This window comes from Rhodoferax sp. GW822-FHT04A08 (assembly GCF_058801025.1).
In genome coordinates, this window is record NZ_JBXAMW010000002.1 from 276323 (window position 1) to 290763 (window position 14441).

9 protein-coding genes are annotated in these 14441 nt (G+C 62.2%); all 9 read right to left on the minus strand.

Features of this window, described 5'->3' with window-relative positions:
• Positions 1-4179: a response regulator gene (locus AC1RMF_RS05790; protein WP_493140348.1), complete on the minus strand. Its 4179-nt coding sequence runs from the start codon at positions 4177-4179 to the stop codon at positions 1-3.
• Positions 4180-4304: 125 nt separating this feature from the next.
• Complete coding sequence (locus AC1RMF_RS05795) at positions 4305-5747, minus strand: FGGY-family carbohydrate kinase (RefSeq protein WP_493140350.1); 1443 nt, start codon at positions 5745-5747, stop codon at positions 4305-4307.
• A gap of 6 nt (positions 5748-5753) precedes the next feature.
• Positions 5754-6074: an L-rhamnose mutarotase gene (locus AC1RMF_RS05800; protein ID WP_493140352.1), complete on the minus strand. Its 321-nt coding sequence runs from the start codon at positions 6072-6074 to the stop codon at positions 5754-5756.
• Complete coding sequence (locus AC1RMF_RS05805; protein WP_493140354.1) at positions 6071-7042, minus strand: ABC transporter permease; 972 nt, start codon at positions 7040-7042, stop codon at positions 6071-6073. The genes AC1RMF_RS05800 and AC1RMF_RS05805 overlap by 4 nt, the downstream gene beginning before the upstream one ends.
• On the minus strand, positions 7039-8022 hold the full coding sequence (locus AC1RMF_RS05810; RefSeq protein WP_493140356.1) for an ABC transporter permease: 984 nt from the start codon (positions 8020-8022) through the stop codon (positions 7039-7041). The genes AC1RMF_RS05805 and AC1RMF_RS05810 overlap by 4 nt, the downstream gene beginning before the upstream one ends.
• A complete protein-coding gene (locus AC1RMF_RS05815; RefSeq protein WP_493140358.1) occupies positions 8019-9554 on the minus strand; it encodes a sugar ABC transporter ATP-binding protein in 1536 nt (511 codons plus the stop codon). Before AC1RMF_RS05815 ends, AC1RMF_RS05810 begins: the two co-directional genes overlap by 4 nt.
• A 264-nt stretch (positions 9555-9818) precedes the next feature.
• Positions 9819-10811, minus strand: coding sequence for a rhamnose ABC transporter substrate-binding protein (gene rhaS, locus AC1RMF_RS05820; protein WP_493140360.1), 993 nt, complete (start codon positions 10809-10811; stop codon positions 9819-9821).
• A gap of 120 nt (positions 10812-10931) precedes the next feature.
• Positions 10932-12221, minus strand: a complete 1290-nt coding sequence (rhaI, locus tag AC1RMF_RS05825) for an L-rhamnose catabolism isomerase (RefSeq protein WP_493140362.1) — start codon at positions 12219-12221, stop codon at positions 10932-10934.
• A gap of 25 nt (positions 12222-12246) precedes the next feature.
• Positions 12247-14355 carry a bifunctional rhamnulose-1-phosphate aldolase/short-chain dehydrogenase gene (locus tag AC1RMF_RS05830; protein WP_493140364.1) on the minus strand — a complete coding sequence of 703 codons (2109 nt, stop codon included), beginning with the start codon at positions 14353-14355 and terminating at the stop codon, positions 12247-12249.
• Positions 14356-14441: the final 86 nt, after the last annotated feature.

Below are 14441 nucleotides of genomic sequence, written 5' to 3' on the forward strand. Positions count from 1 at the left end.
CTATTGGCCTTTCAACACGATATGGAATTGGTCTGCCAGTGCAAGCACCGCTTTCTCCGCCAGCCTGAACTGGAAACCGGCAACGGCCTCACGCACGGCCTTGAGTGGCACTTCGCCCACCAGGGCGGTCAGTTCCTTGAACAAGGGTTCTGCACCGAAGGGGTTGTCACTCGCCAGAATGGCAATGAGCTGCTCCAGCAAGGTCGCAACATGGCCGAGGTCCGGCGCGGCGTGACTATGCGGCGTTGCAGCTGACTGCGCAAGTTCGCCCAGATACTGCTGTATCGACGCCATCACCACTGCAAGAGCTTCCTTGAGCGCAGCACGGGCCAGCACCGTGTCGTCACCGGACCGCAGTTGGAACTGAAGCACCTTGGCCGCCTTGCCGACTTCATGCATGCCCAGATTGCCAGCCACTCCGCAGAGCTTGTGCACAAAGCCGGCCAGACTCTCATCGGCAGGCTGGTCCAGCAGCGCAATGCGCGGGCTGTAGTCCGCAACAAACTTGCCCAGATACAGCTTGTACTGGTCGGCACTGCGCCAGAGCCTGATCGCGTCGGCCACATCCAGCCCGGGAAATACCGGGCTGGAGCGGGAATCTGTCACCCTGCGTTGCGGGTCGGAAGAGTCATCCACAGTGCGCTGCATCTGTGAAAGTATGACGGAGATGGCCTTCTCCACGTCCATGGGTTTGGAGAGGTGGTCGTTCATGCCGGCGTTGATCGCATTCTCACGGTCCTGCGCAAAGGCACCGGCACTCAAGGCAACTATGGGCAGTTTTGTAAAACGTGCATCCTGACGTATGCGCTGCGTTGCCTGCCCACCATTCATGTTGGGCATCTGCACGTCCATGAGCACCACGTCGATGTCGTTGGGGTGGGCAAAAAGCCAGTCGATGGCTGCCTGCCCGTCTTCGGCCGTGACCACTGTGGCCCCCTCGCCTTCAAAGATCAGCTTGGCCACCTCCAGATTGACGTCACTGTCGTCCACCACCAGAAGACGCACTCCCTGCAGGCGCTGCGGTGCCGCACTGCCGCTGGATGGCTCAAACACGGTGCGCTTGCGCAATGCCGACATCACCGCATCGAACAGCGCAGACGCACTCACCGGCTTGTTGAGCACGGCATCGGCAAGCTCCGCGTCCGGATGGGCCAACACGTCATCCCGCGAATAGGCCGTGGCCAGGATGATGATGGGGCCCTGGCCACCTTCCAGGTATTCGTGCACGCCCCGAGCGACGGAGAGACCGTCCAGATCCGGCATCTTCCAGTCCAGCACCAGAACCTCCGGGGGTTGGCCGGACTGCTTGCGGTTGACCACATGCTGCAGCGCTTCCTGACCACCGCAGACCACAGCCGGGTTCCAGCCCAGCGCCAGTGCGGTGGTACGAATGGCATCGCGCGAGATCTGGCTGTCATCGGCAATGAGCAAATCCAGGTCCCGCAGTCTGCGGCCCATCTCGGTGACCTCGCGCGCCCAGGGGAACTCCACGGTGAAGAAGAATTCGCTGCCCACGCCGGGCGTGCTGTGCGCCTCCAGCATGCCGCCCATCATGTCCACCAACCTGCGGCTGATGGAAAGACCCAGCCCGCTGCCACCGTATTTGCGGGTGGTGGATGCGTCGGCCTGGCTGAAGGGCTTGAATATGTCCGCCATAGCAGCTTCCGAAATGCCAATGCCGGTATCGCGCACCGCGAACCGGAGGGTGACGGACACATCGTCCCTGCGCACCTTGCCCACTTCCAGCCGGACATAGCCGTTGTGGGTGAACTTGATGGCATTGCCCACCAGATTGCTCAGCACCTGTCCGAGCCGGGTGGGGTCCCCCACAATCGGATGGATGTGGTCTGGCGGCGGCGCGATGGCCACCTCCACATCCGGGCGATTCGGGTCACCAATCATGATGGTGGCCACGCTGTCGAGCACATCCCCCAGCGTGAACGCGGTGTGCTCCACACTCATCTGGTTGGCTTCTATCTTGGAGAAGTCGAGGATGTCGTTCAATATGCTCTGCAGGGTCTTGCCGGTCTGCGAGATACGCCGCACCAGTCTCCTTGCCTCCTCGTTCAAGGGCATGCGCTCCAGCACGTAGGCCAAGCCCAGAATGCCGTTCATCGGCGTGCGGATTTCATGGCTCATGTTTGCCAGGAACTGGCTCTTGGAAAGGGTGGTGGCCTCAGCCAGTTCCTTGGCCGCCAGCACCAGTTTCTCGGATTCCTTCTTGTGCGTCACATCGGTGTAGGTGACGATCATGTGGTTGGAGGCCAGTGGCTCCCCGATGACTTCAAAGGTCTTTCCGTTGGCATAGCGACGTTCAAAATGCAGGGGCTTGCGACTGTCCAGGCTGTCCACATACGACTGCACGACTTCGGCCAGCGGCTTGTCACCGAAGTCTCCGCGCTGGTGCTTGAAGCGCAGGAAATCCGTATGGAATACCGCCTCGCCCAGGAACAGTTCCGGTGGCAAGTCCAACATGGCCTCCAGCAGCTTGTTGTGCAGGACGATGCGGTGATCGGCGTCGAAGACCAGCACACCAAAGGGCAGCTTGTCCATGACCTCGTGCAGGAACTGGTAAAGCTCCATCAACCGCCGGGTCTGCTCCATGCGCTCACGGTCGTCGGTCAGCGTGCTGCGGCTGTAGAGCGGCAAGCCGTTGGCGTCACGTACCAGATTGGCATCCACCCGGAATGGTCGGATGGAGCCATCCTTGCAGACGAACTCCAGCTCGAAATTGCGCAAGGTACCTTCCTGTTTGAACTTCACAAACCGCTCACGCACTTGCTGTGCGCTGGACGGACTGAGAAAGTCAAAAATGGGGCGGCCGACAAACTCCGCTCTGTCATAGCCCAGATAGTCCAGTTCGGTTGCGTTGACGTTCACCAACACGCCATCGGCATTGAGGGTGTGGTAGCCGCAGGGTGCCTGGTCGTACAGGTCCTGCACTTCGCGCGTGCGCTGTGCCACTTTGGCTTCCAGGTCTTCGTTCAGGCTGTGCAGCTCGTCCCTGGCCTTTTGCAACTCCCCCCGTTCCTGCTGCAGGGTCTGTTGTTGCGTCTGGATGCTGGAGGTCAGCCGGTTGAAGCTGGCAATCAGACCGCGTATCTCCGTGTCGCCCACCTGCGCTATCGGCTCCAGCACGCGTTGCCCGCTGGACATGGCATCCATGCTCTGCCCAACCTTTTTCAGGGGTTGCAGCAGCTTTCTTGATAACAGCAGTGCGACGGTCACACCCAACAGGGTGGTGATCAACGAAATCCAGCTCAGTGCGCGCAGCATCTCATCGGCAGATGCAAAGGCAATGCCAGTAGGAAGCGCCACCACCAGCTTCCAGTCGGTGCGCTCTATCGGTGCCACCGAATACAGCTTTTCAATTCCCTTGCGGCTTTTCCCGATGAAACTGGTCTCGCCCTTCCTAATGTTGCGTCCGACTTCGTTATCGATCAATGGCAGTTTGACGCTGGCCGGATCGGAGCTGGCAATGACGGCCTCGTCGGACAGGGACACAACGTAGATCTCGTTGTTGCCCATGACCTTGGCATTCGTCAACAGCCCCAGGAAATCGGCAGACGCCATGTCGACCCCACCGACCAGCGCACCGACAAATTCCGATCGGGCATCAAAGAGGGGGACCGTGAAAGTGACGACAGTCTGCTTCAAGACGCGTGCCAATACCGGGGAGCTGACGTAGGTTTTTCCGCTTTCCTTGACTTGCTTGAAGTACTCCCTGTCGGCATAGCTCTTGCCCTTGCGTCCGGGAATTTCGGGGAAGTCCCCAACCACCACCCCATTGGCATCCAGCACGAATGCGCCCGCAGAGAACTGGATGGGAAGCGTGTACCGCTGCGACAGATACTGCGACGCATAGACCGGATCGCGCAACCGCGCGGAATCGAATCGGCTTGCCAGCACTTCCAGAAGCTGAATCTCGTTGCTGACCTTCTGACTCACGCCCTGCGCGTAGACACGGGCTGCCGAGTTCTGCTGGTCCACCAGGAATTCGCGCTGGCGCTCATACAGGTATTTGCCGGCAAGGTTGCTTCCGCCCCATATAAAGACGACAACCAGCAAAACCGGCAATACCGAAAGTTTGAGCTGTAAAGACTGGAGCCAACTCTTGGGTCGGCTCATCTGGTCCAGATTCATCTGCCCCCCTAAACAATCCTGTTCAGTGGCTTCCATTCTGCGCCACAACAAGGCCTGCGCCTAATGTCAGGGCAAAGGAATAGACGCCATAGGGTTACTTAAGTCTCGCTTAAGCACCCTTGAAAGAGCAGATGCAAGTGCGAATGCACTTGAGCGCCGGTCTACAGCCGGGCCAACCAGTTACCGTGGTAGGTGCCCAGCCCGCGCACATGTGCAACGGACACAGGCTCCAGCAAGCCGGACTGTGCCGCGCGTGCGTCCTGCGCCAGACACCAGGCGCCTCTGGCCGTACCTTCCACAGTGTCCACGCTGGCGAAGCAGTTGGCGCCGGGCAACAGCGCCTGCAACGCTCCCAGGTAGACGTAGTTATGCGCCAGCGGGCCTTCCACAACCACCCGGTGCGCACTCAGGTTGGTGCCCCACAGGGCATGGATCAACCAACACGTCATCTGGGCGCAATACAGTGCCGCCAGTGCAGCACGTTGCACTTCTGTCAGCACAGTCCCCGTTGGCAGAGGCACGGCCTGTGCACCACGTACCACCGAACCTGCGCGCCCTGCAAAGGGGCCGCCCTGCGCTGCAAATGCCGGCAGTGCCATCACCTGCGCATCGATCAGGGACTGCACGGCCTCCCAGGAGGCGGCATCCGGACTGGCGCCATCGAGCAACACAGCAAACTCGCGCCCGCCCATGAAGCGGGCTGTCGGTGTCATGCGCCCCGTGACATCCACATTGGCCAGCATATCCTTTTCAGCCGTCAGATCGTGGGCGGATGCGCCGGGCGCCATCAACACGGTCCAGGTGCCGGACGACACCAGGGTCAAGGATTGCGGCCCAGCGTCTGCTGCGGCAGTACGTGGCAGATAGCGCGCCAGACAGGCATTGCTGTCGTGCACACCCACATGGACCTGTACCGTGGCAGGCAAGCCCCATTGTTTCGCCACCTCGGGGCGTACCGGGCCCAGTACCTCCCAGGCACTGCGCAGCGGCGCAAACAACGCAGCCCAGCCCCGCTCCTGTGCCAGCCGGGAATAGCTGGCGGTGTTCGGATTCCACAGATGGGTGTGGCAACCCAGCGAAGACACTTCGCTGCAGGCCACGCCGCTGAGCAGCCAGGCCCAGTACTGGGCATAGGGCATCAGGCAGCGGGTGCGTTGCCAGGCTTCGGGATGGTTGTTCTGCATCCAGCCAAGCTGGCGTGCGGCATTGAGCCCGGCGGGAAGTTCGGGCGAGAGCGTCTCGGCAAAGGTGCTGCCATCGGCAAACGCCTGTTGCAATGCGCTGTCCTGCGCCACCGCTTCGTATTCATAGTCCAGCGGCTCCCAGGCCAGGCCCTTGTCGTCGAGCGCCACCAAGGCGGCGCCATGGGTGGAGGTGATCACATGGCCGCAGCGCTGCGCATGGGGGGACGCCGCCATGGTCTGCTGCATCCATTGCGCCAGACCGTGCACATCCAGCGCCGGATAGCCCAGCGCGCTTTGCACGCTGGCATTGGCGCGGCTGTGGCGCTCCACCACCGTGCCCTGCTTGTCCAGCAACAGCAGCTTGGCGTTGCTCTTGCCGATGTCGATGACCAGCGTCAGATCCGCTGCAGTTGCACCCATGGTTGTTCAGTCCATGTGGAACATGCAGGGCAGCGGCTCCACCACGGGTGATCCGTCGGGGTTGGCGCGCATGATGTCACCCATATAGGCCCACCAACGTTGCATCACCGGGTGTGCGGGCAGCGCATCCATGCCATGGTTGGCAGTGCGCCTCAGGGTGGCAAACAGCACGTGGTGCTCTTCGTCCAGGTAGATGCTGTAGTCGCTCACGCCGCTGGTCGTGAGCAAGGCGCTGAGCTCGGGCCAGATGGCATCGTGACGGCGTTTGTATTCCTCGGCTTGACCGGGATGCAGGAACATGCGAAAGCCAATCTTTTCGGTACTCATGCGTGGGCTCCCTTTCTTCCATTGCGTTTGAGCAGGCGGGGCAGCACCATGGACACGATCAGCAGCACGCCGATCACCATGGACATGACGATGCCGGTCACATTGGCCATGCCCATGCCAAAGGTGAACAGACCCAGCAACAGCACCGCAAGCATGGTGCCCACGATGCTGCCGCGCCCGCCTTCGATAGCCACGCCGCCCAGGATCACCATGGTGATGGCATCCAGCTCCCAGCCCATGGCAATGTTGGGGCGCGTGCTGCCAATGCGCCCGGTGAGCAGAATGGCCGCAATGGCAGCCATCAGGCCAGCAAACACAAACAGCAGGAAGCGGTAGCGATCCGCCTCAATGCCCGAGAAGCGCGCAGCCACCGGATTGGCGCCAATCGCGTAGATACGCCGGCCCATGATGGTCCGGTGCAGCACCAGCCCGACAGCAAGTGCAGCCACGCACAGCAGCACGAACTCGATGGGTACCACCAGCCAGCGCACGCCGATGACCTCGCCCAGATAGGCATTGCCCAGCGTGGAGAACACTTCCGGATAGCCCGAGATGGACTGGTCGCCCAAGGCCACCAATGCAAGACCGCGGTAGAGCGACAGCGTGCCGATGGTGACCACGATGGAGGGCAGCTTGTAGCGCGTCACCAGCAGACCATTGAAGGCGCCCGCCACCACACCGGTGAGCAAGGCCGCAGCCGCAATACCCCAGGGGCCCAGACCAGCGCGCATGCTGTAACCCATGGCAAGCGAAGACAGGGCCAGGATGGCGGCAATCGACAGGTCGATCTCACCGCAGACGATCAGCAGCGCAATGGCCAAGGCGAGCAGGCCTTTCTCGCTGAAGTTGAAGGTACTGTCGGCCAGGGTGTCCACACTCATGAAACCGGTCTGCGTGGCACCAAACACCGCCAGCAGAACCACCAGCAATGCCAGCAGCACGCGCTCCCATGTATTCCAGGCCTTCATGCCGCTGCTCCCTGACGTTCCAGAATCTGCCGGCCGGCGCGGCGCTCCGAGCGCGCATTCACGGCCACCGAAATCAAAATCACCGCACCCGAGATGGCCTGCTGCCAGAAGGGTGACACCTGGATCACCGGCAAGGCACCGTTGACCACCCCGATGAACAGCACACCCAGCGCAGCCCCCAGCACCGTGCCCACGCCGCCGCCTATGCTCACACCGCCAATCACGCAGGCAGCCACCACCGTCAGCTCATAGCCAGCGGCCAGCTCGGTATAGGCAATCGAATAGCGCCCCACCCACAGCAGTCCGGCCAGACCGGCCAGCATGCCCGAGAGCGTGTAGACCATGCGCAGGCGGCGCGGCACCGAGATGCCGATGTAGGTGGCCGCGTGCGGGTTGCCGCCCAGCGCATAGATCTCGCGTCCTTCCTTGCGCAGCTTGAGAAAGACCGCCGAGAGCGCCAGCACAATGAGCGCAAACCACACCAGCGCAGGCAGCCCCAGCCAGACTTCGCGCGGCAGACCTTTGATGCCCTCGTGGATGTCCTGGTCCGAAATCCAGGCGCCCTTGGCCGCGACAAAGATGGCACCGCGATAGGCCGACAGCGTGCCCAGGGTCACCACGATGGGCGGCAGGTTGAAGCCGGTGATCAACCAGCCGTTGACCGCACCCAGCAGCGCGCCCACGCCCAGCGCCACCAGCATCAGCAGCACGATGGACACCTGCGGAAAGCTGCGGCCCAGCAGCGCGCACACCATGCCGGTCAGCGCAAGGTTGGAGGCCACCGAGAGGTCGATGCCACGGGTCAGCAGCACCATCATCTGGCCCATGACCAGAATAGCCAGGATGGCCGAATCGTTGGCAATGTCCATGCCATTGCGCAGCGTCAGGAAGACCGGCGCACGCGCGCCCACCACCAGCGTGATGACGGCAATGATGGCCACTAGCAGCCACTCACGACGGATGTTGAACAGGTTCTTCATGCCACGGCCTCCAGGGCATGGTGCGCAGCCTGCGCACTGCTGCCGTCCAGCCCGGACGCCGCTGCCACGATGGCCTCGGCATGCATGTCCCCGCGGGCAAACTCGGCCACTTGCAGCCCGTGGCGCATGACGATCACGCGGTGCGCCAGGTTCATCACCTCGGGCAATTCGGAAGACACCAGAATCACGGACAACCCCTCTTTCACCATCTCTGCGATCAGGTGGTACACCGCCTGCTTCGCGCCCACATCAATGCCCTTGGTGGGCTCGTCCAGGATCACGATCTTGGGGTCCAGCCCCAGCCACTTGGCAATCACCACCTTCTGCTGGTTGCCACCGGACAGGCCGGAAAGCAGGGTGTGCGGCGAAGCAGTCTTGATGCGCAGACGCTCGGTCATGCGCTGGCACAGGGCCGACTCCTTGAGGGCCGACAACCAGGGCCCGGTAGCAAAGCGCGCCAGACCCGCCAGGCTGATGTTGTCCTGCACCGAAAAGCTCAATATGCCACCCTGGCGCTGGCGCTCCTCCGGCACATAGGCAATGCCAGCGGCAATGGCGTCACCGGGGCGGCGCGCATCCAGCTTGCGGCCCAACACTTCAAAGTCGCCACGGGCGGCCGGGTTCAGTCCCATGAGCGCCAGCATGGCTTCGCTGCGCCCGGCACCCACCAGTCCGTAGAAGCCCAGGATCTCCCCGCGGCGCAGGTTGAAGTGAATGTCGCGGAACTCGGTGGGGTGCGACAGGTTTTTCACCGACAGCACCTCGCCTCCCGGCACCGAGTCGATGTGTGGGTAGATCTGGTCGATGGCACGTCCGGCCATGAGGCGCACCAGCTCCTGTTCGGTGGCATCGGCAATGCGACCGCTGCCTACGGCAGCGCCATCGCGCAGCACCAGGTAGCGGTCAGCCACGGCAAAGATTTCATCGAACTTGTGGGTAATGAAGATGATGCCAACGCCCTGGTCGCGCAGCTTGCGCACAATGCCGTAGAAGTCACGTATCTCGGCCTGCGACAGGGCCGCTGTGGGCTCATCCAGAATCACCACCAGCGCCTTTTGCGACAGCGCCCGCGCAATTTCCACCAGATGCCGTTCGGCCAGGCTCAGGTCCTTGACCAGGGTGGTGGCGGTGAAGCGCGCACCGATGTCATCCAGCACGGCCTGGGCCTGCACGTTCATGGCAGCCCAGTCGATAAAGGGGCCACGCATGAGGTGGCGGCCCACAAAAATATTTTCGGCCACACTGAGTTCTTCGAACATCACCGTTTCCTGGTGCACAGCCAGGATGCCAGCGGCCTGCGTGGCCTGTGCGTTGGCAAAGCGCTGCGGCACGCCCTGGAGGGTGATGGCACCCTCGTCCATGGGGATCACGCCGGTGAGCATCTTCACCAGCGTGGATTTGCCTGCGCCGTTTTCCCCGACCAGGGCCAGTACCTCGCCGGCATGCAGCGTGAGGTCCACGCCACGCAAGGCACGGGTTGCACCGTAGCTTTTGTGGACGCCGCTTAGGGCTAGCAACACTTCATCGGACATCAAAGGATTCTCGGTTTCCAAAAAATTGCCGTCATGCTCGCATGGATTGGGGTACGCCGCTGCCAGCGTTGGTGCTCGCCACGTTGGGTGCGCAACGATCAAATGACCTTAGCGCTCCAACCGCACTGGCTGACACAGGACGGCGTAGCGCTCAGCGCCGGTAGGTAAAGGAGGAGGACTGGGCCCCGCCCAGTCCGGGGGACACGGACGGCGCTGAGTGCCACGCCGGCCTGTGTCCACCACCAACAAAGCAAACCAGACGTGTCAGAAGAACTTGGCAAACTTCTCCACGTTGGAGGCGTCATAGGTAAAGGGCTCAGCCATCGCAGCCTCGCCATTGGCATCCAGCGTCACGGTACCGACGCGACCCAGCGACACCTTGTCGCCTGCCTTGCCAGTGACCTTGCCGGAGATGAACTGGCTGGCCGCCATGATGGAAGAGTAACCCAGGTCGATGGGATTCCAGATCGCAAAGGACTTCACCGCGCCGCTCTTCACATGGCCCGCCATTTCAGAGGGCAGACCCAGGCCGGTCACATAGATGCTGCCAACCTTCTTCTCGTCCTGCACAGCCTTGGCCGCTGCAGCCACACCCACGGTGGTGGGGGCAATGATGGCCTTCAGGTTGGGATAGCTCTTGAACAGGCCCTGGGCTTCGCGGTAGCTCTTGTCGGTCTGGTCGTCACCGTAGACCACGCTGACCAGCTTCAGGCCCTTGTAGGCGGGCTGGGCCAGCACCTTCTTGGCTTCCTCGATCCAGATGTTCTGGTTGGTGGCTTGTGCAGTGGCCGACAAGATGGCGATCTCGCCGTTGTCACCAATGGCCTGCTGCGTCATCTTCACCAGCTTTTCGCCGATCAGCGGATTGCTGGAGGGGTTGAGGTGCATCATGCGGCCGTCCTTTCGCACGCCGGAGTCAAAGGAGATGACCTTGATGCCGCGGTCCATGGCGCGCTTGAGCGAAGGCGCCAGCGCATCCGGGTCGTTGGCGGAGATGACGATGGCCGAGACCTTCTGGGCAATCAGCGAGTTGACGATTTCGATCTGGCCTTCGGCGGTGGCCTTGGCCGGGCCGGTGTAGATCACTTCCACGTTCTTGAGTTCCTTGGCGGCTTCCTGCGCACCCTGGTTGGCCGCGTCGAAGAAGCCATTACCCAGGCTCTTGACGACGAGCGCAATCTTGTCGGCTGCCATGACAGGGCTGACCAACACTGCGCTCAAGGCAACGGCCAGCAAGGTCTTCAATTGTTTCTTCATTTATGTCTCCTGGATGTAGTTACTGAAAAAAGACCCGAAGGCCGGTCTCGATGCCCGCAGGTGCTTGACGCACCAACGCAGGACTCGATGGGGAGCGGTGCATGCCCTTTGCATGCACCTTCAAACAATGCCGCCACTGCCACCTGCCACCGCCGGACGGTCCTTGGCAACCTGCTGGCGATAGCCGCTGGCGCGGTAAGCGCCTACCGGGTCAATCGCACCGCCGGCTTCCAGGCGCACGCGCTGCAGGATGGGGGTGACGTCGGTCTCGAAGCCGCGCTTGAGCGCCTGCGTGGCCAGCAGCGCATCGTTGGCTTGCTGCGCGGCGTCCAGAGCGGCGCGGTCCACGACCAGGGCCTGCGCATAGCTGCGCTGAACCTGGGCGGCGCTGGTCATCAGGCTCTCGATGGGGTCGGTGACGTTGTGGCTCTGGTCCAGCATGTAGGCGGGGTTGAAGCCGGCCACTTTCTCGTGCGCAGCAGACACCAGTTCGTTGAACACCAGGAACAGACGATACGGCGCCACGCTGCCGGCATCCAGATCGTCGTCGCCGTACTTGCTGTCGTTGAAGTGAAAGCCCGCCAGCTTGCGCGCGGCAATCAGCCTGGCCACGATCATCTCGATGTTGACGTTGGGCGCATGGTGGCCCAGGTCCACCAGGCACTGGGCCTTGTCACCCAGAGCGCTGGCCGCCATGAAGCTGCTGCCCCAGTCCTGGATCACGGTGCTGTAAAAGGCCGGCTCGCAAATCTTGTGTTCCAGGAACATGCGCCAGTCGCCGGGCAACTCCGCATAGATCTGGCGAGCGCTTTCCAGATACCGATCAAAGGCGCGGCGGAAGTGCTGCTGGCCGGGGAAGTTGCTGCCGTCTCCAATCCACACGGTCAACGCCTTGCTGCCCAGCGCCTTACCGATCTCGATGCACTCGATGTTGTGCTCCACCGCCTGTGCGCGGGTGGCAGCGTCCGCATGGGTGAGGCTGCCGAACTTGTAGCTGTGCGCCTGGCCTTTTTGGTCGGAGAAGGTGTTGGAGTTCATCGCATCAAACGCTAGGCCGTAGCCGCTGGCCGTCTGGCGCAGCTCGTTCCAGTCACTGCACTTGTCCCATGGGATATGCAGTGACACGGTGGGTGTGGCGCGCGCGAGCTGCTGGATCACGCCGCAGTCCTGCAGCTTGTCAAACACATGGCGCGGTTCACCCTGTCCGGGAAAGCGCGCAAAGCGGGTACCGCCGGTGCCCACGCCCCAGCTGGGAATAGCCACACCGAATTGGGCCACCTGTTGCTTGATGGTGTCGATGTCGATGTTGCGGCGCGCCAGTTGCTCGCCCAGGTACTCGTAATCGGTATCCGCATGGCGCTTCACCGTGGCGTTGTGCTCCTGGATCTGGCTGGTGGAAAGTATGGGCATGGCAGTCCTTGAAAGCGGTGAAAAGTTAGCGCGTGAAAGCCGCGAGGTTACCGGCATCCACGTTGAGGATGTTGCCGGTGCTCTTGGCACTCAGATGTTCGGCGCAGAAGAAATAGGTGGCCTCGGCAATGTCTTCGGGAAACACGCTGCGCTTGAGCATGGAGCGGTCACGGTAGAAGGCTTCCAGGTCCTGCTCATCAACCTTGTTGGCAGCGGCGCGCTCTTGGCTCCAGCTGCCGGTCCAGATCTTGCTGCCGCGGATGACGGCATCGGGGTTGACCACGTTGCAGCGTATGCCCAGTGGTGCGCCTTCGAGCGCAAAGCTGCGCGAGAGCTGGATTTCGGCGGCCTTGGCAGCGCAGTAGGCCACGGCCTGGTTGCTGGCCACCATGCCGTTCTTGCTGGCGATGAACACCATGGAGCCGCCCACGCCCTGCGCCTTCATCAGACGGAAAGCTTCGCGCCCCACCAGGAAGTAGCCGGTGGCCAGGATGCTCTGGTTGCGGTTCCACAAAGCCAGCGTGGTGTCCTCCAGCGGCGAGGCTGAGGCGATACCGGCGTTGGACACCAGGATGTCCACACCGCCAAATTCCAGCGTGGCGCGGGCATAAGCTGCCATGACCGACTCTTCGCTGGTGACATCGCACACCACGCCACGCACCACGTCCTTGCCGAACTTCTTGGACAGCTCGGCTACGGTGGTTTCCAGCGCTGCGGCATCGATGTCCAGCAGCACGGCGCAAGCGCCTTCCTGCAGCTGGCGCTCTACGATGGCGCGGCCAATGCCGCCGGCTCCACCGGTCACCAGCGAGACCTTGCCCACCAGCGGCTTGGCCTTGGGCATGCGTTGCAGCTTGGCTTCTTCGAGCAGCCAGTATTCGATGTCAAACGCTTCCTGCTCCGGCAGGCCCACATAGGTGTCCACCGCGTTGGCGTCGCGCATCACGTTGATGGCATTCACATAGAACTCGCCGGCAATGCGGGCGGTGGCCTTGTCCTTGGCAATGGAGACCATGCCGATGCCGGGCAACAGGATGATGACCGGGTTGGCATCGCGGATGGCCGGGCTGTCGGCGCGCTTGCAACGCTCGTAGTAGGCCGCGTAATCGGCGCGGTAAGCCACCAGCTTGGCTTCCAGCGCTTCGGCCAACGCCTTGCCTTCCAGGGTGTAGACCGACTCTTCCACGATCATGGGTCGGATCTTGGTACGCAGGAAATGGTCCGGGCAGGACGTACCCAGCGCGGCCAGCGGCACCAGGTCACGGCTGTTGACGAATTCCATCACGGTGTTCTGGCGGTCTACATGCAGCAGCTTGTGGCCGGACTTGGACGTCAGACCGCGCAACACCGGCAGGAGGCGGGCCAAAGTGGCGTCCTGCTCTGCGGTGCCCAGCGACTTGCGCGCCTCACCGCCAAAGCTCACCGCCTTGCGCGCCACGCGTTCCTCGGCCAGCCAGTTCTGTGCATGCTCGATCACACCGACCGTGTTTTCATAGCAGGATTTGGAATCTGCACCCCAGGTGAACAGGCCATGACCGGCCAGCACCAGTCCGCGTTGGTCGGGGTGCGCGGCCTGGTAGCGCTGCAGCATCAGACCCAGCTCGAAGCCGGGTTTGCGCCAGGGCAACCAGCCCACGGTGCCGTTGAATATCTTCTGCGTCAGCGCTTCGCTGTTGGCCATGGCGGCAATCGCGATCACCGAGTCCGGGTGCATGTGGTCCACGTGCGCAAACGGCAGGTAGGCATGCAACGGTGTGTCGATGCTGGCGGCGCGCGGGTTCAGGTTGAAGGTGCAATGCGGCAGATAGGCCACCATTTCATCTTCGTGTGCGGGGCCGCGGTAGATGCCTTGCAGCGCCTGCAGCTTGTCCAGATAGAGTGTGGAGAAGCCATCCAGCTTCATGGAGCCCACGTCGCCCCCCGAACCCTTGACCCACAACACCTGCACGGGCTGGCCGGTCAGGGGGTCGGTCTGGGTGATCTTGGCAGAGGTGTTGCCGCCGCCATAGTTGGTGATGCGCAGGTCGGAGCCCAGCAGGTTGGAGCGGTACAGCAGCAGGCCGGGCGCGTCGAGAGAGGCAGCATGTTCCGGATTCCATTTCGGGAAAGGCTTGGGGGCAGGGGTTTGGGTCATGTCTATGCAGTGGCTACGAATTGAGGGTGAATGTAGGTGGCCTCATCCATAGCCGCAATGCATATATTTTTATGAAATGCATAAGC

What these genes read in the sequence shown, in the direction of transcription:
- AC1RMF_RS05790 (WP_493140348.1), bottom strand. Translation starts at nt 4,179, where the DNA reads ATGGAAGCCACTGAACAGGATTGTTTAGGGGGGCAGATGAATCTGGAC.
- AC1RMF_RS05795 (WP_493140350.1), bottom strand. Translation starts at nt 5,747, where the DNA reads ATGGGTGCAACTGCAGCGGATCTGACGCTGGTCATCGACATCGGCAAG.
- AC1RMF_RS05800 (WP_493140352.1), bottom strand. Translation starts at nt 6,074, where the DNA reads ATGAGTACCGAAAAGATTGGCTTTCGCATGTTCCTGCATCCCGGTCAA.
- AC1RMF_RS05805 (WP_493140354.1), bottom strand. Translation starts at nt 7,042, where the DNA reads ATGAAGGCCTGGAATACATGGGAGCGCGTGCTGCTGGCATTGCTGGTG.
- AC1RMF_RS05810 (WP_493140356.1), bottom strand. Translation starts at nt 8,022, where the DNA reads ATGAAGAACCTGTTCAACATCCGTCGTGAGTGGCTGCTAGTGGCCATC.
- AC1RMF_RS05815 (WP_493140358.1), bottom strand. Translation starts at nt 9,554, where the DNA reads ATGTCCGATGAAGTGTTGCTAGCCCTAAGCGGCGTCCACAAAAGCTAC.
- rhaS (WP_493140360.1), bottom strand. Translation starts at nt 10,811, where the DNA reads ATGAAGAAACAATTGAAGACCTTGCTGGCCGTTGCCTTGAGCGCAGTG.
- rhaI (WP_493140362.1), bottom strand. Translation starts at nt 12,221, where the DNA reads ATGCCCATACTTTCCACCAGCCAGATCCAGGAGCACAACGCCACGGTG.
- AC1RMF_RS05830 (WP_493140364.1), bottom strand. Translation starts at nt 14,355, where the DNA reads ATGACCCAAACCCCTGCCCCCAAGCCTTTCCCGAAATGGAATCCGGAA.